Raw genomic sequence first — 18,576 nt, forward strand, 5'->3', positions numbered from 1 at the left:
TGATGGCTCTGTCCTTTCGCTTTACCCTTTTAAGTTTTCCGGATTGAGTCCTTGCAACTCTGGCAAAACGAACAAACCGTCTTTGCGAATCAGCACATCATCAAACCAGATTTCTCCGCCGCCGTACTCGGGACGCTGGATGTTTACCATATCCCAGTGGATTTGGCTGCGGTTGCCGTTATCTGCGTTGTCGTATGCACGGCCTGGTGTAAAGTGGAAGCTGCCTGCAATTTTCTCATCGAACAAGATATCATTCATTGGATGCAAGATGTACGGATGCACACCGATTGCGAATTCCCCGATGTAACGCGCTCCTTCGTCTGTATCGAAAATTTGGTTGAGTCTCTCTGTGTTGTTAGAAGTCGCCTCGACGATTTTACCGTCTACAAACTTCAGACACACATTTTCGAATTTCGTGCCCATGTAGCTTGTTGCTGCATTGTACGTAATGGTTCCATTCACGGAGTCACGGACAGGTGCTGTAAAAATCTCACCATCAGGAATATTGCGCAGGCCAGAGCAAATGACACTCGGAATGCCCTTGATCGAGAATTGAAGATCCGTTCCCGGTCCAACCAGACGCACTTTGTCGGTGCGGTCCATTAATTGCTGCAAAGGCAAGAAGGCTTCGTGCATCTTTTTATAGTCAACGGAACATACGTCAAAATAAAAATCTTCAAAAGCCACGGTAGACATGTTGGCATTTTGCGCCAAAGCCGTGGTCGGGTAGTTGAGCAGTGTCCATCGTACATTGTTGGTCAGGTAGTCATTCAATTCTTGCATCACACTTTGGTGTGCACGACGACGCTCTACCGGAACATCGGCCATCTCGCTGTCGTTGGACGGACCATTGATGACGATATATGTATCCAAATCTTTGTACATTGGTTCTTCCCATTTCGCCAAATGAGTCGCACGCTCTGCACTTGCACCGAGCATCAGCTCACGTTGGATAGACGGGTCAATAATCCGTACGAACGGATAGGCTCCCAAGTCGTATGCCTGCCTAACCAATTCCTTCGCCAAATCGTGACCCTCGCCACGAACTTCAATCAGCAAGCTTTCTTTTTCCTTCAGGCGTACAGAATGGCTCAGCAAATTTGTAGCCAGCTTGACGATGCGTGCATCCCGCATGCGAAATCCCCCACATTCCTAACATGATTTGGTTATGTTAAAAAATATTTTACCGAATGGAAGCACCTTTTTCAATTCTATATGTTCTTGGTACTATTCGAAAAAAACCAAAAAATTATCTTGCATAAATTCGACTCTTTCGAGTATTCTAATCAACAAGAGTTTACCTATGTAAAAAATTTGAAAGACGGGAGTGCTGAGTTCATGGTGTTTTCTGTAGTTATCTTCGCTTAGGTGGGGCCTCTCTTAAGGGGCACTGCCTCTTACAACCCTATCAAAAGCTAGAAGCTGCAGGATGCCTGAACCGCTTCCGTCTTTTTCCCGATATGAATTGCGGACCATGTTCTCGGATGAACAGTCGGTTTACTGTACCTAAAACCATAGGTAGGTAACCGTCTCTCTTTTGTACTCCGTTGAACTGGTGATTTCCCGCCACCCTTGTATCGTTTGATAAAGCGCAAGCGGAAGAGCAATGTCTCTACCCCGTTTGCGCTCTTTTACGTGGAATTTTTCCAAGAAGAGAATCGAGGTCAAGGCACCTGCCGAAAATGAATGGAGGAATTCGTGTCATGATTTGGCGTTCGTGGGATCTTAATTTGAAAGTACGTCTCTTTGGTGAATTGATTACGCACACCTTTTTTTGGATGTACTTTCCGTTTATGGCGATTTATTTTAGCGATACGTTCGGGAAGGATGTAGCGGGACTTCTGTTAATGGTACCGCCGCTGCTCGGGATGCTGTCCAACCTGTTTGGCGGATATTTGGCGGACCGGGTAGGGCGCAGGTTCACCATGCTGCTCTCACTCTGTACATCGACGGTGATGTTCGCGCTGTTTGCGTTCTCTCCGTCTCCTTGGATCGACTATCTTGCCTTCATCGGGATCGGGATCGCTGGGGCTCTCTACTGGCCAGCCAGTTCCGCCATGGTGGCTGATTTGACAACAGAAGACGATCGAAGAATTGTCTTTGCTACCTTTTACACAGCGATGAACATCGGGGTGGTCGCAGGTCCCGTATTGGGTTCTGTCTTTTTTGTTCATTATCGCCCACAACTGTTGATGTTCTGTACCATTGTTGAGTTGCTTTTTGCGATCACCGTCTTTTTCCTGATCAAAGAAACACTGCCTGAACACGTCCGTCAGGAGAAGGCGAAGGAGCGTTTTTCCCTGATTCAGCAATTCAAGGGCTACGCCATTATTTTCCGAGATAAAGCATTTGCCCTGTACATTGGCGCCGGGGTCTTGATCGCCATTGGATTCATGCAGTTGGATATTTACATGGCGTTGTATGTCAAAGAGCATGTTATGCAGCAACCATTATTCTCGTGGGGCAATTGGACTTATTCTGTCGGAGGAACCAGCGCATTCGGCTGGCTCATGGCCTTAAATGGTTTTTTGGTGGTTCTGTTTACACTGCCAGTCACACGCTGGTTTGAAAACTGGAGCGATCGTAACAGCCTCGTCATCTCCTCCATCTTATTCGGTCTCGGCCTGTTCTTGATGGCCTTTACGACGAATATTTGGCTCCTGTTCGGCTGTATGGCGATTTTGACATTCGGCGAGCTGATGCGCACACCAGTCGCCCAGAGCTTCATCAGTAAATACTCGCCGGAGGATGCACGCGGTCAATACATGGGAGCTTCTTCGCTCCAGTTCTCGATTGGTCGCTTCATCGCTCCCCTGACGATCGGACTATCCCAATGGCTCGCTCCTGTTGGCGTATTCGGTGTCATCCTGGGCTTAACCCTAGTCAGTGCGTATCTGTATATCATTTTGTTCCGGATGATTGGTGCCAAAGAAGTTAGCAAGAGTAGCTAGCTAGAGTAGTCCATGTCCGTTCTACCAAATCCCCTCCTCTCATATAAATGAGTTATAGATAGCTTGACCAGGAGGGGATCGTCATGAACCAGCCGAATGCCTTTGCTGCATTTAGAGAGCATCGAGGAGTCGTCTACCGAACTTCTACCTATCTTCAATGGGGACCAAATTCAGAGGGTCATCGTTCTCTTGGGAGCTGTCTCTTGCTGAACCCTGGTAGTGCCAAGCTTTTTCGTGAAAGACCTGCATCTGGTCATAGCATCATGGGTCAAACCACACTCGATCCCACCATGCGACAATTGATCCGGCTCGTGGAGGCGATCTACGGAAAACGGGCATTGGCAGGCAGATTTCATATTTACAACCTGTTTTCCGTACAAAATGCTGCTGCCGTGAGTGCTATATCTCATTTTGAGCAACTCATTGATGAGAAAGAGACGACACTCGAGGCTCAGCTCGTATCTACACAGGAACTGCAAAAGCATCCGTGGCTCCTGCTTGGTTGGGGGCTTTCCCATCACTATTCCTGGCAGCAGTTTTCTTCGCTCAAAAAGCTGTGGAAACAACGGATCGCAGCAGCAGGAGTACCGACCTTTGGCAAGCCCTGCCCCAAGGGAATCGATTACTACCATCCGAGCCCCCCTCTACATGCGACGAAAGAAAAGATCATGGAGGAACTGGTGGAGATCTATAGGAAAACGATTGGGCGAAAATCGGCCCATCTGCTTTAGATAAAAAAAGAGTCTGTCTCCCTACAAAGAGGAAACAGACTCTTTTCCATTCACTACGGCATCTCGCTGCCCTCGAAAAATTCTGTTCTGTCAAAACGACCGCGCATCCATTTGTACGTATCATCATAGATGGCGCGCTTGACAGGGTCCGTGCTCTTGACAGACTCTAGCAATGTCTTGGAGCCGAAGTAGTAAGCGTGTACGTTGTCTTTATCCATCCCCAGCTTGTGGGTGGCAACTAACTGATTGTAGTAGGTCTGATAGAACTTCGGATCATTGTACATCTTCCAGTCGCCTTCGATCTCGATGTCCATGTCGTACTTGTTGACGACATCCAATACACCTTGAATGCGGTCAATTCCTACCGGCTTGTCGCTGTAATAGCTCGGCTGCAGGAATGCTTTATCGAAATAAAGAGATTTCCACTCGGACACTCCCGGTGCACCGAAATACGGTATCCAATAGTAGCGCAACGCCTCGTCATGCACCATGCTACCCATGTCACGAATCAGTTGGCGTTCTTTCGGTGCACTATCCTCCACCAGCTCATGGAACCAATAGATTCCTTCCAGCTTCAGATAGGCGTATTCTTCCTTGTTCCAGCGCTTCATGAGCTCCTGGAAGTACCATTCCAACGCAGCCTTGCGATTCAAATACGCTTGCTCTTCTCCAATTCCCGCAGGGTTGAAGGAGAGAGATGGTTTCTTTTCATTCAACTGACCAAAATTGGTCTGATTGGCATTCGGATACGGCAGCGCCAACACGACATTTTCCTGCGTCGGTGTTGTATACAGCGTTCCGCGCAGTCGGTTGTACTCCCGCATTGCCTGGTTGAGAGCGTCGAGCTGCTTGTTTGAGCCGAACAAATCATTCATGTACATTGTCCAGCTTTCCTTCGTAGCAGGAATGGTCTGATACGGCAGGAACAAAATCGTATCAAACATCTGGTCACGCATATAACCATCTACGGTGCGGTAGCCAACCATCGGGAGGAAATCCTCTTTGGTCCATGTTCCAAGTTCGCCATGCTCTCCGGTATAAGCGAGCAGCATATTTTCTACACGACGACCTGCTTGTTTGGCTTCTTCCAGCTTCGCCGGGTTTGGTGGCGGCAGCAAGACAGCGCCATTGTTCCACTCGCTATCCGTTTTCGCCCATACCTCTAGCTGGCGAGCGAACGCAAATACTTTCACCGGGAAGGATACCCGGACATAGCGGGTGTTGACGTCTGGCAGGGTTACGCTCAATGTGCGTGTAACCAGCTTGTCCTCTTTGGCGGAAACATCGTGAACAGCTCTTCCCGCATACGACCACACTTTTCCGTCGCGAGATACCTCGACTTCCATGTATTCTGGCATCGTGATACCCGAGGTCTTCTGCTGCTTAAACGTCAGCGCAACTCTCTCCAATGGCTTCGCCTCGTCGAGCTCAACGGTCACCTTGCGCCCAAACTGACGGTGGTATCCCGTCCAGTCTTCTGTAGGCGTTACAAGTCCGCCTACCGGACCCGGATACTGCTTCTCCAGCTCCTGGAAATACGAGTCTGGCGCTCCAAAAGTAGTAACCGCTGTATAGCTGCCTGGTGCGATATTGACCAGTTCGTCCTGCTTTGCTGGCTCCTCAGCCTCTTCTTTTGGATCAGCAGGCTTCGTAGCATCCGCTTCTGTTGTTCCTTTGTCTGCGTCTGGCTTTTCTCCCTCTACTACCGTCTTGCTTTCATCGACTTTCGTTGCCGAATCATTGGAGGAAGTCACCGGTGCAGTCTTTGTCGTGTCCTCTGCCTTTTCAACAGATGGCTTACCAGCGTCCTTGATCTCAACCGGAATTGTCGTCGTTTTGTAGCCGACTGTTACCGTGAGATTTCCTTTTCCTGCTGTAAGACCAGCAACAAAGGTTCCGTCAGCCGAGATGGTTCCCAGCTCGGGACGATCAAAAGCGAAAATAGGTGTAAACGGCAGCTCATCTCCGCTGATACTGCTTACCTTCAAGCGTTGGCTCGTTCCAGCAGCCAAACTCAGCCGCTCTACATCTACCTTGTATTTCACCTGTTCTGCTTGCTGGTAGCGTGCATCCAAGACGCGCTCAGCAATCACAGCAGCCTCTGCACGCGTGACGGTTCCTGTCGGATTAAACTTGCCGCCAGCACCTTGCATCCAGCGCTGATTCGTTACTTCTTCCACAGCCGTTTTGGCGTAGTCGGCGATCTCTTCTTCATCGCTGTATGCAACAGGAGTCTGACCAGCCACTTTGGTCACAGAGCCCTCTTTCATCAAGCGAGACAGCATGACAGCCAGCTCTTGTCGGGTAAGCGGGTCAAGAGCACCCATGGTGTGTTCACTTCTGCCGTTCATCACACCCAACTCAGATAGTCCATATACGTACGGTGCATAAGGACTTTCCAATGGTACATCTTCAAAGGCTGCATCCTCGATTTCTGTTGGTTGAAGACCGATTACTTTTGTCAAAAGCACCGCAATATCCTGCCGAGAAATCGTGTTTTGCGGGTTGAAGCGGTTTTCGCCCTGGCCACTGATCATGTGAAGGGCTGCAAGCCTGTTTACGGCTTTACTGGCGTAGCTGTTACCCAAATCCGTAAACTCTGTGTGCGCTTCTTCTTGCTTTTTGAACTGATCTTCCAGCTTCTTGGTCTCTTCTGCTGGTTTCCCGCTCTCCACCGCCGGTTTCTCTGGCTCTGTTGCAGCATGAGTCAACGGCGTGCTTTGGACCAGTAATGTAGCTGCTGCCAATAGCGCAGCCAACGTTCTGCTCCCGAATCTTTTCTTGCTCATTGCATTTTCTCCTCCAATTATGCCCCTTCTGTAGAGGTAGTTCAAAAAGTCATCTTTGAACATCACTCTTCTGTCTATTCGGTCGGGGTAACCATTGGCCCGCGCGGCGGTCTAGGTCCGAAAAACTGATAGTAATCTACCTTGATATTTCCGTTGTAGAGCTTACGCTTTTTGCTTGCTGTACGACCAAAATGCTCCTCAAACTGTTCGTCGGACGTAATAACGTAGAAAGACCACGTATCCATGGCAGCAAAGGTTTTCCCCATTTCGCCATACATCTTGGCTACCTGCTTCCATTCTCCCAAGCGCTCCCCATAAGGTGGGTTGCAAATCAAGTAGCCGTACTTGCGCTTGGTTCGCACATCCCGCACATCCATGCGCTGAAAATGAATCAGGTCATCTACACCAGCCTCAGTCGCGTTGTGGCGGGCAATTTTCAGGATCTCGTCATCCATATCAGTCCCGATAATCTCCAGCTTTTGATCATAGCGCGCCAAATCATGCGTTTCTGCGCGAGCTTCACGCCAAGCTGTTTTCGGAATGATAGGCCACGTCTCCGAAACGAATTCCCGGTTCATCCCTGGAGCGATGTTTTGCCCGATCAACGCCGCCTCAATCGGAAGTGTACCCGAACCGCAGAATGGGTCCATGAACACCCGGTCAGGCTTCCAGCGCGACAGCATAATCATCGCCGCAGCCATGGTTTCCTTCAGTGGCGCTTGTCCGATCAATTCCCGGTAGCCGCGCTTGTGCAGGCCCGGTCCTGACGTATCAATCGTCAGCGTCGCCACATCCTTGAGAAGTGCCACCTCGATCTTGTACAGCGGCCCTAGCTCATCGAACCACTCGCGCTTGTAGGTCTTTTTCAGACTTTCTACCACTGCTTTTTTCACGATGGCTTGGCAATCCGGCACACTGAACAAGGTAGATTTGACTGATTTCCCTTCCACAGGAAACGTCCCATCCTCTGTGATCCAATCAGCCCAAGGCAGCGCTTTTGTCTTTTCAAACAGCTCGTCAAACGTAGTCGCTTTGAACTCCCCTACCTTAAGACGCACGCGGTCGGCAGTTCGTAACCACAAATTTGTGCGGGGAATCGCAGAAATATCTGCGGTGAACGTTACCTTACCGTTTTCCACCTGTACCGGTCCGTATCCGAGCGCCTTTACCTCTTCTGCTACTACTGATTCCAAACCAAAAGTCGCCGTAGCGATCAATTCTACTTTTTGCATATGTAATCTCCTGTCCGTCCAATAATCCTTCGGGCAATGCCCTCATCCTACTACCTTACATATTATATTACCCCATTTCCTAATAGCGTTGGTAATCTTGTCTAAATTCAAAAGACCCATCACCGAAAAACAGTGACGGGTACGGCATGTGGATCATCCATATGGGAAATCCTACGAAAAACTTTGCGTACGGGAGGAAGTCAACGTGCCAGAATTACCTGAGATGGAGACCTATCGCCGACTGCTACAGGAGAAAATCGGTGGCGGAACGATTACAGCCTTACACGTTCAGCGGGAAAAAACGATCAATCTGCCGCCTGCGGAATTTGCTCGACTGCTCCAGGGCAATCGCCTGACACTTGTCGACCGACGCGGCAAGCATCTTCTTTTCCATCTGGAAAGTGGCCATGTCCTGCTGCTTCATCTGATGCTCGGCGGTTTTCTATACCTGGGCTCTGCGGAAGACAAGCTAAAGCGAACCGCCCAAGTGACTCTTTCCTTTGGAGAACGACTTTTATATTTTCACGGCCTCCGTTTGGGCTACCTACACTTGCTCACCAACGTTCAGATCGACGAAAGACTGGCTCCTCTTGGGCCTGAACCATTGGACCCGCTGTTTACCTTTACCCAATTTACGGAGCTGCTCGCTGACAAGCGCAGCGTCCTCAAAACAGCATTAGTCAATCAGCATTGGCTGGCGGGTATCGGCAACTGCTATGCGGACGAAATCTGCTTTCATGCCGCCATCCTGCCTACCCGAACGATCCCGACACTTTCTCTCGAGGAACAAAAACGACTGTATCATTCCATGCAAACCGTGCTAAAAGAAGCGATTCGATTCGGCGGCTACATGCAGCCGCTCTTTTCTGGCGATTCCCTAACAGGTGGCTTCGATGAGCGCTGCCAAGTGTACGATCGCGGTGGTGAGCCTTGCCCGCGCTGTGGACAGCCTATCGAAAAGAGCGAGCTCTCCTCCCGCAAAGTATTCACCTGCACGAACTGCCAGCATTGACAGACGTTTTCACTCCTAGACGACAGGAGTATTTGCGGCTTCCATCTGCTTGATCATAAACACCTGCTCCGTCTCGGAAGGACCGAATCCCGCCGCTTGCAGTATTTCGACAAGCAAGGTATCAGCCGCACGCAAATTAAACGTAGACCGGCGGCAATCGTGTGCAAGCGGCCCATACACATGCGCGAGTGCGGTTTTCAAAATGTCTGGTGCATCAGGATGCTCTGGCTGTGCTACACATTGACGCAGCACGATCCCACTCACTTTGCCTTCTTCATTTACCGCACACTTGTACATCGCATAGCCGACCGCCTGCCCCTCTCTGTCTTCTACGAGCACGGCCTGCGCATCTCGCAGGTTCAGCCAGTAATTTTGCCAAGGGACATCTGTCACGTAAAACGGCAGCATGGCGGCTTCCTGGGCCAAAATGCGTCGAACCCGATATTCAGCCTGCACACTTGTCTGAAAGGCATTCTCTGCCAGCGGTCCGCTCTGCTGCAAAAACAACAGACGATCCACGACGTCATAGCCTTTTTGCTCATACAAGGCAATCGCTTTGGTATTTTGGCTCAATGCTTCCAAGGTAGCTACCTCCACCCCTGCCTCCCTGTACAAATCCAATGCTGCCTCAATCAGTTGCTTCCCTACTCCTTGTCGGCGATATTCCGTGGCGACACCCGTACCACCATTCCACGCGACTTTTTTCCCTGCAACTGTCCTCATCCCGCTGGCCACTACGCCAATCGGCTCCGTGCCGTCAAAAGCAACCACAGACAGGGACAACACGTATCCCTCGCCCCCCAGTCGCTGGACAAGCATTTCTTCTGTCATCGTAAACTCGATAAAATAGCCTTCAAAGCCTCGGTTCCACGCTTTGGTCACTTCTGCAAAGGTACAGTCGCTCATCCGTTTGATGGTAATCATGGTATCACCTTCCTGGTTTTTGATAAAATTATTTTAATCGATAAAATCTAAAAATTCAATCATTTATGGACGCTTTCTCCAGCTTTGTCACCCACGCGCCTGACATGGTAATATGAAAAAAATCACTTACTCGGGAGGTTCCTATGCGCAAACAGCTTACGGTCGGCTCGCTCATTCCTGGACGATCTGACGTACAGATGTCGAGTCCAGCTCCCGTTCCCGTGCATACGCATACGTCGTTGAAAAAAACAGAAATGAGCCCGGCTCGCCCCCAATCAGAGCAAAAGCTCGTACAGGTGAAGCAACACTCACAAACGATGCCAGTCCGGTACACTCCCTCCGAAACACTATTACAAGCTGCGCTCGCGCAAGATCAACCCATCGCTTACAAATGCCAACAAGGGCATTGCGGCAAGTGCCATGTACAGATCGTAGCAGGTGCATCATTACTCGCCCCCCCAACCGGACAGGAAAAAGCAAAGCTGGGAGAAAAACTCGCTACAGGCTATCGCCTTGCTTGTCAGAGCACATTTCGCTCTTCGATTCCTACTACATAGAGGATATTTTTAAAAGAAAAAGGTGGCCGTAGCATGAATCCTACACGCATCCTACTATTCGCTGGAGGCAATCTGGACAACTGGGCGATCCAAGAGATTCGCGAAAATGATTGGCTCGTCGGCGTTGACAGAGGTGCCTTGTTCCTCGTTCGCAACGGTCTTGTACCAAGATTGTCGATCGGTGACTTTGATTCTGTCAGCTCCGAGGAAATGGCAGAAATTGAACGCCACAGTATGCACATCTCCTCTTGCGATCCCGTTATGAAAGATTTAACCGATACAGAGATGGCCCTTACTTGGGCAATCGAGCAACAGCCCGAGGAAATTGTGCTGCTCGGCGTGCTCGGCTCTCGTTTTGACCATATGCTGGCAAACGTACACTTGCTGAACAAAGCGTTGCAGACAGGTACCAACTGCCGCATCCTTGATGAGACCAATGAAATCCGTCTGATTGACCGCCATTGTACGATAAAGCAGGATCATTTTGATCATATCTCCCTGCTACCTTTTACACCGGAAGTCACAGGGATTACCTTAACCGGATTCCTTTATCCGTTGAAGGACGCTACCCTGCGGATCGGCGACACGCTTGGCATCAGCAATCTGCTAACGGAACAGACTGGAACGATCACGATTCAAACGGGCAAGCTGCTCGTTGTCAAAAGCAAAGACTAATCGGCAGAAAAAGAAGGATCTCCCTTGCATGATGCAAAACATGGAGATCCTTTTCCTCTTACCTGCACGAATACAGTGCTACTCTTCCTCTACCTGCATCGGCAACTGCCAATCAATCTCTTGAAGCCCACGCGAACGCAAAAACTCATTGGTCCGGGAAAAAGGGCGGCTGCCAAAAAAGCCGCGATTCGCCGAAAATGGGCTTGGATGCGGGGAGGCGATGACGAAATGCTTGTTTCGATCAATGAATGCCGCCTTCTCCTGCGCATGCTTTCCCCACAGTATGAAAACGAGTGGTGTCTCCCGATCGTTCAGCAAATGAATAATACGATCCGTAAACGTCTCCCAGCCAATGTCCTTGTGCGAATTCGGAGTGCCACGACGAACCGTCAGAACGGTGTTCAGCATCATGACGCCTTGCTTTGCCCAATGGTTCAGATAACCGTGCTGGGGAATTTCAAAACCGACATCGCTTTTCAGCTCTTTGTAGATATTGACCAGAGACGGCGGCGGTTTGATTCCCGGCTTGACCGAAAAGCTCAATCCATGTGCTTGTCCCGGTCCGTGATACGGGTCCTGCCCCAAGATCACAACCTTTGCATTCTGATATTCAGTCAGGTGCAACGCTGTGAATATATGAAACATATCTGGGTAAATGGTCTGCGTCTGATACTCTTCCTTCAACGTCTGCCGAAGCTTTACATAATAGGGCTTCTCGAATTCATCGGCCAATACGGGGGCCCAGTCATTTTGCAATATAGTAGCCATGTTCCTCACCTTGTCCGCTGTTTTTTTCTACCTTACCACAAACCTTCCAATCACTGAACCACTGATTCGAGAACTAGGACTATTCTGATTTAGTCCTATTTTTCCCATGATTCCTAGTCTTTGTTTCCTAGTACCCTCGTTTGATAGCTTTTCTCCTATGATCTTTGACATAATGATTGCTGGGAAGATTTAGAGAAAAGAGAAAGGGAGAGGGTTTCACATCATGAAATGGGACATAAAGTCATTTTTGGGGGGCATTGTTGTAGGTTCGGTGCTCTTTTCCGGAATTGCCATTGCAGCACCCGCTTTTCCAGACGCGGAAGAAGGAATGAAAACACCGTTCACCTACTACTTTGACGGGTTGCCAAAATCACCAAACAGCGACGTACAAGGCATCATGTACAAAAACTCTGTCTATGTACCTATCCGCTTCGTAGCAGAGAACCTGAACAAACCGGTCATTTACGACGCGAGAACCAAATCGATTTTCATCGGTAAAATTCCATCAGCAAAAATGTACTCCAAAATGGAAGCGATCGAGCTCGTGAAAAAGAAATTCGCTGGCAAACTCTCGCCGACACATGTAGTGGAGTACGCTCACGACGACGAAAAAGGTCACTATGTCATTCAGGTGTACCAAACAGTCGTAAACAACTTCCAATCTGGCGACAGCTACACCAGTACGTATGGCTGGTTCGTAGTGAACCCGAATACCGGGGAAATTAAGTCGTTGTTATAATTTCTTCTGCACTTATCTATTCGTACGAGAAAGACAGCGGACTAGGGACCCGCTAGCACCGGAGGATATCCTTCCGGTGCCTTTTTTGTTTTCTGGAAAAATCTAGGTTGATTACCACTTGTCCCATGTGATACGATCTACCTACCGACACTTAACAAACATTTTCATTTACTATTTATTTTATGTAAGGAGTGAACTTGTTTATGTCTACCTTACCGAACTGGGCGAGTTTATACCTTCAACGTCTACAGCTAGATCGTAAGTCCCCTAGTCTCTCTTATCTCAGCCAGCTCTGTCGTGCGCATCTGCAGATCTTCCCTTATGAAAATGTAAGCAAGCTGCTCTTCTTCCGTGACGGAAAACATGTAGCACCAACCCCTGAGGAATATGTGCACAATGCGACCCACTATCATTTCGGCGGCACATGCTATACCAACAATCACAGCTTTCTCGCGCTGCTTCGCACCCTTGGCTTCTTTGGACACCTCATCTTGCCGGGCGGTGGGCATACTGCCATCCTGATCGATGGTCCAAACACAGGAGATACACCCGTCTATGTGGATACAGGGGCTACCGCGCCTATCTTTGAGCCGATTCATTTTCTGGAAGAGGGGAACCATACCAGGCATTTTGGCACTGTTTCGATGGAATTGACCAAAAGTCCCGATCATCCTGAACATTATCGCTTTACGCGGTATGAAAACGGAAAAGTGGCAATTCCTCCATGGGATTTTCATCCGAACGAACGAAAAGAACTGTCCGACTTGTCGGAAGTCATCCGCTCCTCTTTTTTACCAGACGCCTTCTTTTTGAATCGACTTCACATACATCGTTTTCAACTGGAGCAAGATCGCTTCGTAGCCCTCAAAAACAACACTCTCCACATCGGTTATTCTGATGGCACCGACCAGATCACACCCCTCCACACTGTTTCTGATATAAAAGCTGCCGTAGCCGATGAAATGCAATTGCCACTTCTCCCTGTTCGCGAGGCGATAGAAATCCTCCTCGAACGTGGTATTGATATTTTCGCTGCTCCCAAAAAAGAAGAAGCCCCACTTGAAAATGAAGCTCTCGATCGTCCTACCATTTGCTAATATCTGGTTGACAATGATAATATTTCTCAATAATATGGGGAAGTAGGGAAATGGTATATAAGGAGTGTCGCACTTCATGATGATGGAGATAAAAACATACGTCGTCCAGGAAGGTCATTCTGACAAAATCGTACAAGGCTTTAGCGAGCCTGGTGCTGTTGAGAAGGCTCCTGGCTTTGTAGATTTGAGCGTGCTGGTACAGAAGCCACGCAAAGGTGAAGAAGAAGTGGTCGTCATGATCCGCTGGGAATCAAAAGAGGCGTGGAAGCAGTGGGAACTGAGTGACGTTCATCTGGAAGGTCACCGCCAAGCACGTGAAGAAGAAACCCCTGAGTGGTACATTAGCGGCAAAACTGGCCATTACGAGCTGAAAGCGAAAAAAGATCCGCAGCCTTCGTAAATACAAACAAACCAGCCCGGACCTCGGAAAAACTCCGATCCAATCCAGGCTGGTTTTTTATTTTCCTCTATCTTTTTCCAAACCGTATTTCTCCATCTTCCGGTACAAGGTCGACAAGCTGATTTGCAGCTCATGGGCAATCGCGGCTTTGTCCTGGCCATACTTGCCTGCGTTCAAGTAGCGCTGGAGAATGGAGCGTTCGTATTCTGCCACCAGCTTTTCCAGTCCCAAATCGCTGCCTGCTGTCGTCGGCTCATCCTCTAACAGCAAATACTCAGGAAGCTCCTCGTTGCCGATGACTTGCCCCTCCGCCATGTTGACCATATACTCGACGGCATTTTCCAGCTGACGAATATTTCCCGGCCATTCGTACGTTTGTAGTCGTTGGATGAGTTGGGCTTCGAGCTCCAGTCTGCCTTTTTGCAGCAACGTCCCGTACCGATACAGGAAGTGCTGCAAGTAAAGCGCGATATCCTCCGTGCGTTCACGCAACGGCTTTAACCGCAGGGGGATGACGTTGAGTCGATAATACAAATCCTCGCGAAACGTCCCTTCCCTGACCATGCTCTCCAAATCTCTGTGTGTAGCCGCAATGACACGTACATCGACGCCCAGCGTTTTTACGCCGCCTACCCGATCTACCGTTTTCTCTTGAAGGACGCGCAGCAGCTTGGGCTGAAGGGACAACGGAATATCGCCGACTTCATCCAGAAAAATCGTCCCCTTGTGGGCCAATTCAAATTTCCCCGGCTTCCCTTCGCGTCTGGAGCCTGTGAATGCACCGCCTTCGTACCCGAACAACTCACTTTCTAACAAGGTCTCGGGAATCGCCGCGCAATTGACTGCCACAAATGGATGTCTGCTGCGCGCACTCTCGCAGTGAATGGCTTTTGCCAGCAGCTCCTTGCCCGTACCGCTCTCCCCCCGGATCAAAACAGTGGAAATGCTGTTCGTCACTTTTTTCGCTTTGATAATCACATCGCGCAGGCCTGTTTCTGCCCCAATCAATTGGGCGAAATACACCGGATGAACCGAGGCCTGCGGCATTTCCTCTTGAATGTTACAGCTCTTCTCCCGCTCTGCATCCAGCTCTAGCAGCTTGTGCTCAATCAAGGAGCTCGTATGCTGCAAAAACGGCATCCATTTTTCCGAATGGTGCAGCATTTTTTCTTTTTGCTCGGGGGAAAAGCCGATAATTCCGATGACTCCTACCGTCTTCTCCCGTTTGTGCACCGGAAATCCAATCGTCGCCAGCTCCCGGCATTGCTGCAAAAACTTGCAATTGCCGCACTCCGACTCGTTTTTTTTCATGTCAAAAATCATTCCCGGCTGTCCGGTTTGCAGGATCATTCGGAAAAATGATCCCTCTGGCGCAGGCAATCCAATCAGATCCTGATAGTAGCCGGTTCCGCTCACACGTATCCCTTGTTCATCCAGGATGGTGACATCGAGTCCCAGTACCTTGGAAATATTGTCGGCGTACGATTGAATGAATTCCTCGATCCGGGAAAACTCTGTCATGCCCCATCCTCCAGTTTCACGTTCCTTTATCCCCTGGACGCTGCCGCCATTGGCAGACTAGCTAATGCCTGCTCCAAATCCGCGATGATATCCTCCACATCCTCCAGGCCCGTCGATAAGCGAATCAGACCGTCCGTTATGTTGAACTTGATCCGCTCAGAGGCAGGGATCGAGGAATGCGTCATCGAGGCAGGATGTTGTACCAGTGTCTCGGGATCTCCTAAACTAAACGATATCATAGCCAAGTGCAGTGCGTTAATGAAAGATTTGGCTGCCTCGTAGCCGCCCTTTACTTCAAAGGAAACGATCCCGCCCATTCCAGCCATTTGCCGTTTGGCCAGCTCATGCTGTGGATGCGAAGGCAGACCAGGGTAGTAAACGTGCGAGATTGCAGGGTGCTGCACCAAAAACTCCGCCACTGCCTGCGCGTTTTTCCCATGCTGCCTGACACGCAAGCCGAGTGTTTTCAGCCCACGCAAGATCAAGAAAGCATCCCAAGCATTCAAATTTTGCCCCAAGTCTCCCATGACGTTTTTGCGCATGAATTGGATATGTTCCTGCTTCCCGACGATGAAGCCCGCGATGACATCGCCATGTCCGTTCAAATATTTGGTGGCGCTATGCACGACGACATCCGCCCCTAGCTCAAGCGGTCGCTGCAAATACGGCGTTAAGAAGGTGTTGTCGACGATTACCACAATGCCATGTACATGCGCCAAACGTGACAACGCCGAGATATCTAAAACAGTCAGGCACGGGTTCGAGGGTGTTTCGATGTACAGGACTTTTGTGTTTGGCAAAAAAGCTCTCTCGACTGCCTGCAAATCCGTGCAATCGACGAAGTCCGTCGCAATACCATATCGCGGAGCCATCGTCGTAAGAAATTTATAGCTCCCCCCGTACACATCCCGCGTACACACCACATGATCACCCTGCTTCAAAAAGGCGAGCAAAGCTCCCGAAATGGCTGCCATCCCACTGCTTACGCCCAATGCAGCTTCGCCATTTTCCAATGCGGCGATTTTTTGTTCCAAAGTGGTGATGGTAGGGTTGCCGTATCTTCCGTAATACGTTCCTTCCCTCTCGCCAGCCACACACGCCGCTGCGGAGTCTGCATCTGGAAACGCGTAGGCCACAGCGGGCACCACTGCGGATACGACTGCTCCCGTCTTTTGGCAAGGTGTTTGTGCGGTATGAATAATAGAGGTGTCCATCTTCCACTTGTTTGTCGTCATTTCTCGTCTCTCCCTTTTGCTTGTGCGGTTACCAAAGGGTATAGCAAGGAGCATGCCAAGGTGAGAAACCGCGTCATTCCTGTGCTTTTCGCTTTTTGTGCACGCAGACATTCGCAATCGTGCAAATGAACTTTTTCAGATCCACGCAAAAAAGCCGTTAGTTGCCCCAACGACTTTTCGCACAGTTGCAATTGTGTTTTGCATAACTAGAAAAAGCAGCTTATACGAGCATGCCACCCGCGCTTTTCCTGTATTTCAAAATACCTTCTGCCGCTCGATAGGAGAGAGCACCCATCGTTCCTGTCGGATTGTAGCCACTATTGTGCGCAAAGGCAGAAGCCCCGACGACAAATACGTTTTCCGCATCCCACATCTGCAAGTAGTTGTTTACTGCCGAAGTGTCAGGTGAAGCACCCATGATGACGCCGCCTGTATTGTGCGTCGATTGGTATGGTGTGATATCGTAAGGTCCGAGCTTTCGATTGATTTCGAGCTTCTCGTTCGCACCCATTTCTTTGACAATTTCCGCGCACTTATCTGCACAAAAAGCCGCCAGCTCCCTGTCCTGATCGACGAAATCATACGTAATGCGTATCAACGGATCACCAAATGCGTCCTTGTACGTCGGGTCCAGATCAAGGAAGTGCTGTCGGAATGGCATGGAAGCTCCTTGGGCACCTACGGATATGAATCGATTCGTGTATTTGATCGAGGCAGCCTTGAAATCCTTACCCCAGCTAGGCGTTCCCGGCGGTACCTTGTTCGTGCCGATTGGTCGGAAGCCGGTTTGTGTGACAGCGATATTCGCGCCATGGATAAATTTCAAATCGGCGTGATCGAAGTTATCACCGTTGTAGTCATCCAAACACATTCCCAACGATCCTGCGCCTGCATAATTGTTAAACTCCTTATCATCGAAGAAGCCCACCGCGCCTCCTCTCATGACCTGGTAAGCGTAGTTTTTACCGATCACGCCTTTTCCGGTAGCTGGATCATACGGTTTCCCCAGCTTGGACATGAGCAGGATTCGCGTGTTGTTGAATACATAGCTGGTCATCACCACAATATCGGCGGGCTGTTCGAATTCCTCCCCTGTCGTGACGTCTGTATACAAGACACCTGTCGCCTTGTTCCCTGTATGTAAAATTCTGCGGACATGGGAATGCGTGCGAATTTCAAACTTCCCTGTCTTTTTAGCCACCGGGATCACCGTCACCACTGGATCGGCTTTTGCTCCGTACTCGCAACCAAACCTTTCACAGAAGCCACAGTACTGGCAAGCTGCCCGTGCCACACCATCTGGATTGGTATACGCTTGCGAAAGATTTGCGGATGGCAGAATGTATGGATGCAGGTTTTTCTTTTTCGCCGCATCCGCAAACATTTTCATGCTCGGTGTAGTACGCATCGGAGGTATCGGATACGGACTGGAGCGTTTCCCCCCCAACGGATTCTCTTCGCCTGCGATTCCCGCCATTTTTTCAAACTTATCAAAGTACGGCTCCAGTTGATCGTAAGTAATGCCCCAATCCTGGATCGTCATCCCCTCTGGAATTTTCTTTGCCCCATACCGTTCAATCGTCTTGGAGCGGATTTCGAAATCATACGGCAGGAAGCGGAAAGTCTGTCCGTTCCAGTGGACACCAGATCCCCCGAGTCCTGTCCCGAGCAAAAAGGAACCGTATGACCGCATGGGAAGCGCGCGAACGTTCATTCTACTGCGGAACGTAATCGTTTCCTTGGACAAATCTTGCATCATCTCGTAACGAAGGGCATAGCGCAATTCGTCGTGTACCATGAAGTAGTCTTCGGTTTTGCGCTCCTTGCCACGCTCCAGACCCACTACCGTCAGACCTTGCTTGGTCAGCTCGGAAGCAATAATGCCTCCACCCCAGCCCACCCCCACGATCACAACGTCAACCTTGGGCAACTTTTTGGCCATATG

At 49.7% G+C, this 18,576-nt stretch carries 16 protein-coding genes; 8 read left to right on the forward strand and 8 right to left on the reverse strand.

Features of this window, described 5'->3' with window-relative positions; genetic code table 11:
- Positions 1-21: 21 nt before the first annotated feature.
- Positions 22-1,134 carry an aminopeptidase gene (locus HP568_RS00665; RefSeq protein WP_048035148.1) on the reverse strand — a complete coding sequence of 371 codons (1,113 nt, stop codon included), beginning with the start codon at positions 1,132-1,134 and terminating at the stop codon, positions 22-24.
- A gap of 569 nt (positions 1,135-1,703) precedes the next feature.
- On the opposite strand from HP568_RS00665, the gene HP568_RS00670 reads away from it, so the two are divergent.
- Positions 1,704-2,951 carry an MDR family MFS transporter gene (locus HP568_RS00670; protein ID WP_048035149.1) on the forward strand — a complete coding sequence of 416 codons (1,248 nt, stop codon included), beginning with the start codon at positions 1,704-1,706 and terminating at the stop codon, positions 2,949-2,951.
- An 83-nt stretch (positions 2,952-3,034) separates the two neighbouring features.
- Entirely contained in the window at positions 3,035-3,682 is a 648-nt protein-coding gene (locus tag HP568_RS00675; protein ID WP_173628041.1) for a hypothetical protein, read from the forward strand.
- Between the two features lie 53 nt (positions 3,683-3,735).
- On the opposite strand, the gene HP568_RS00680 is transcribed toward HP568_RS00675, so the two are convergent.
- Together HP568_RS00680 and HP568_RS00685 are read right to left on the reverse strand one after the other, a co-directional pair.
- Entirely contained in the window at positions 3,736-6,471 is a 2,736-nt protein-coding gene (locus HP568_RS00680; RefSeq protein WP_173628042.1) for a DUF4855 domain-containing protein, read from the reverse strand.
- A gap of 74 nt (positions 6,472-6,545) precedes the next feature.
- Entirely contained in the window at positions 6,546-7,703 is a 1,158-nt protein-coding gene (locus HP568_RS00685; RefSeq protein WP_048035152.1) for a THUMP domain-containing class I SAM-dependent RNA methyltransferase, read from the reverse strand.
- A gap of 205 nt (positions 7,704-7,908) precedes the next feature.
- Between HP568_RS00685 and HP568_RS00690 the strand changes: the two genes are divergently transcribed.
- Positions 7,909-8,715 (forward strand): Fpg/Nei family DNA glycosylase, encoded by an 807-nt coding sequence (locus HP568_RS00690; RefSeq protein WP_173628043.1) that lies wholly within the window; start codon positions 7,909-7,911, stop codon positions 8,713-8,715.
- Between the two features lie 15 nt (positions 8,716-8,730).
- On the opposite strand, the gene HP568_RS00695 is transcribed toward HP568_RS00690, so the two are convergent.
- A complete protein-coding gene (locus tag HP568_RS00695) occupies positions 8,731-9,639 on the reverse strand; it encodes a GNAT family N-acetyltransferase (protein ID WP_048035154.1) in 909 nt (302 codons plus the stop codon).
- 143 nt (positions 9,640-9,782) lie between these two features.
- Between HP568_RS00695 and HP568_RS00700 the strand changes: the two genes are divergently transcribed.
- Complete coding sequence (locus HP568_RS00700; protein ID WP_048035155.1) at positions 9,783-10,196, forward strand: 2Fe-2S iron-sulfur cluster-binding protein; 414 nt, start codon at positions 9,783-9,785, stop codon at positions 10,194-10,196.
- Between the two features lie 33 nt (positions 10,197-10,229).
- Positions 10,230-10,871 (forward strand): thiamine diphosphokinase, encoded by a 642-nt coding sequence (locus HP568_RS00705; protein ID WP_048035156.1) that lies wholly within the window; start codon positions 10,230-10,232, stop codon positions 10,869-10,871.
- Positions 10,872-10,949: 78 nt separating this feature from the next.
- Here the strand turns inward: HP568_RS00705 and HP568_RS00710 are convergent, their stop codons facing one another.
- Positions 10,950-11,639: a uracil-DNA glycosylase gene (locus HP568_RS00710; protein ID WP_048035157.1), complete on the reverse strand. Its 690-nt coding sequence runs from the start codon at positions 11,637-11,639 to the stop codon at positions 10,950-10,952.
- Between the two features lie 223 nt (positions 11,640-11,862).
- Between HP568_RS00710 and HP568_RS00715 the strand changes: the two genes are divergently transcribed.
- From HP568_RS00715 to HP568_RS00725, 3 genes are all read left to right on the forward strand, one after another.
- Complete coding sequence (locus HP568_RS00715; protein ID WP_015893706.1) at positions 11,863-12,378, forward strand: stalk domain-containing protein; 516 nt, start codon at positions 11,863-11,865, stop codon at positions 12,376-12,378.
- A gap of 203 nt (positions 12,379-12,581) precedes the next feature.
- Positions 12,582-13,475: an arylamine N-acetyltransferase gene (locus tag HP568_RS00720; RefSeq protein ID WP_048035158.1), complete on the forward strand. Its 894-nt coding sequence runs from the start codon at positions 12,582-12,584 to the stop codon at positions 13,473-13,475.
- 76 nt (positions 13,476-13,551) lie between these two features.
- Positions 13,552-13,875 (forward strand): antibiotic biosynthesis monooxygenase family protein, encoded by a 324-nt coding sequence (locus HP568_RS00725; RefSeq protein WP_048035159.1) that lies wholly within the window; start codon positions 13,552-13,554, stop codon positions 13,873-13,875.
- Positions 13,876-13,932: 57 nt separating this feature from the next.
- On the opposite strand, the gene HP568_RS00730 is transcribed toward HP568_RS00725, so the two are convergent.
- The 3 genes from HP568_RS00730 to HP568_RS00740 all read right to left on the reverse strand — a co-directional run bounded on the left by HP568_RS00730 (position 13,933) and on the right by HP568_RS00740 (position 18,573).
- Positions 13,933-15,396: a sigma-54 interaction domain-containing protein gene (locus HP568_RS00730; RefSeq protein WP_173628044.1), complete on the reverse strand. Its 1,464-nt coding sequence runs from the start codon at positions 15,394-15,396 to the stop codon at positions 13,933-13,935.
- A 26-nt stretch (positions 15,397-15,422) separates the two neighbouring features.
- Positions 15,423-16,631, reverse strand: a complete 1,209-nt coding sequence (locus HP568_RS00735) for a trans-sulfuration enzyme family protein (protein WP_048035161.1) — start codon at positions 16,629-16,631, stop codon at positions 15,423-15,425.
- 220 nt (positions 16,632-16,851) lie between these two features.
- Complete coding sequence (locus HP568_RS00740) at positions 16,852-18,573, reverse strand: GMC family oxidoreductase (protein WP_048035162.1); 1,722 nt, start codon at positions 18,571-18,573, stop codon at positions 16,852-16,854.
- Positions 18,574-18,576: the final 3 nt, after the last annotated feature.

Origin of the sequence: Brevibacillus sp. MS2.2, assembly GCF_013284345.1 — a bacterium.
Lineage (GTDB): Bacteria > Bacillota > Bacilli > Brevibacillales > Brevibacillaceae > Brevibacillus > Brevibacillus brevis_C.

Bases quoted from the DNA above. Each gene is read 5' to 3' on its own strand.
- HP568_RS00700 (WP_048035155.1), top strand. From the start codon at position 9,783: ATGCGCAAACAGCTTACGGTCGGCTCGCTCATTCCTGGACGATCTGAC.
- HP568_RS00680 (WP_173628042.1), bottom strand. From the start codon at position 6,471: ATGAGCAAGAAAAGATTCGGGAGCAGAACGTTGGCTGCGCTATTGGCA.
- HP568_RS00725 (WP_048035159.1), top strand. From the start codon at position 13,552: ATGATGATGGAGATAAAAACATACGTCGTCCAGGAAGGTCATTCTGAC.
- HP568_RS00705 (WP_048035156.1), top strand. From the start codon at position 10,230: ATGAATCCTACACGCATCCTACTATTCGCTGGAGGCAATCTGGACAAC.
- HP568_RS00710 (WP_048035157.1), bottom strand. From the start codon at position 11,639: ATGGCTACTATATTGCAAAATGACTGGGCCCCCGTATTGGCCGATGAA.
- HP568_RS00730 (WP_173628044.1), bottom strand. From the start codon at position 15,396: ATGACAGAGTTTTCCCGGATCGAGGAATTCATTCAATCGTACGCCGAC.
- HP568_RS00685 (WP_048035152.1), bottom strand. From the start codon at position 7,703: ATGCAAAAAGTAGAATTGATCGCTACGGCGACTTTTGGTTTGGAATCA.
- HP568_RS00675 (WP_173628041.1), top strand. From the start codon at position 3,035: ATGAACCAGCCGAATGCCTTTGCTGCATTTAGAGAGCATCGAGGAGTC.
- HP568_RS00670 (WP_048035149.1), top strand. From the start codon at position 1,704: ATGATTTGGCGTTCGTGGGATCTTAATTTGAAAGTACGTCTCTTTGGT.
- HP568_RS00695 (WP_048035154.1), bottom strand. From the start codon at position 9,639: ATGATTACCATCAAACGGATGAGCGACTGTACCTTTGCAGAAGTGACC.
- HP568_RS00665 (WP_048035148.1), bottom strand. From the start codon at position 1,134: ATGCGGGATGCACGCATCGTCAAGCTGGCTACAAATTTGCTGAGCCAT.
- HP568_RS00715 (WP_015893706.1), top strand. From the start codon at position 11,863: ATGAAATGGGACATAAAGTCATTTTTGGGGGGCATTGTTGTAGGTTCG.
- HP568_RS00740 (WP_048035162.1), bottom strand. From the start codon at position 18,573: ATGGCCAAAAAGTTGCCCAAGGTTGACGTTGTGATCGTGGGGGTGGGC.
- HP568_RS00735 (WP_048035161.1), bottom strand. From the start codon at position 16,631: ATGACGACAAACAAGTGGAAGATGGACACCTCTATTATTCATACCGCA.
- HP568_RS00720 (WP_048035158.1), top strand. From the start codon at position 12,582: ATGTCTACCTTACCGAACTGGGCGAGTTTATACCTTCAACGTCTACAG.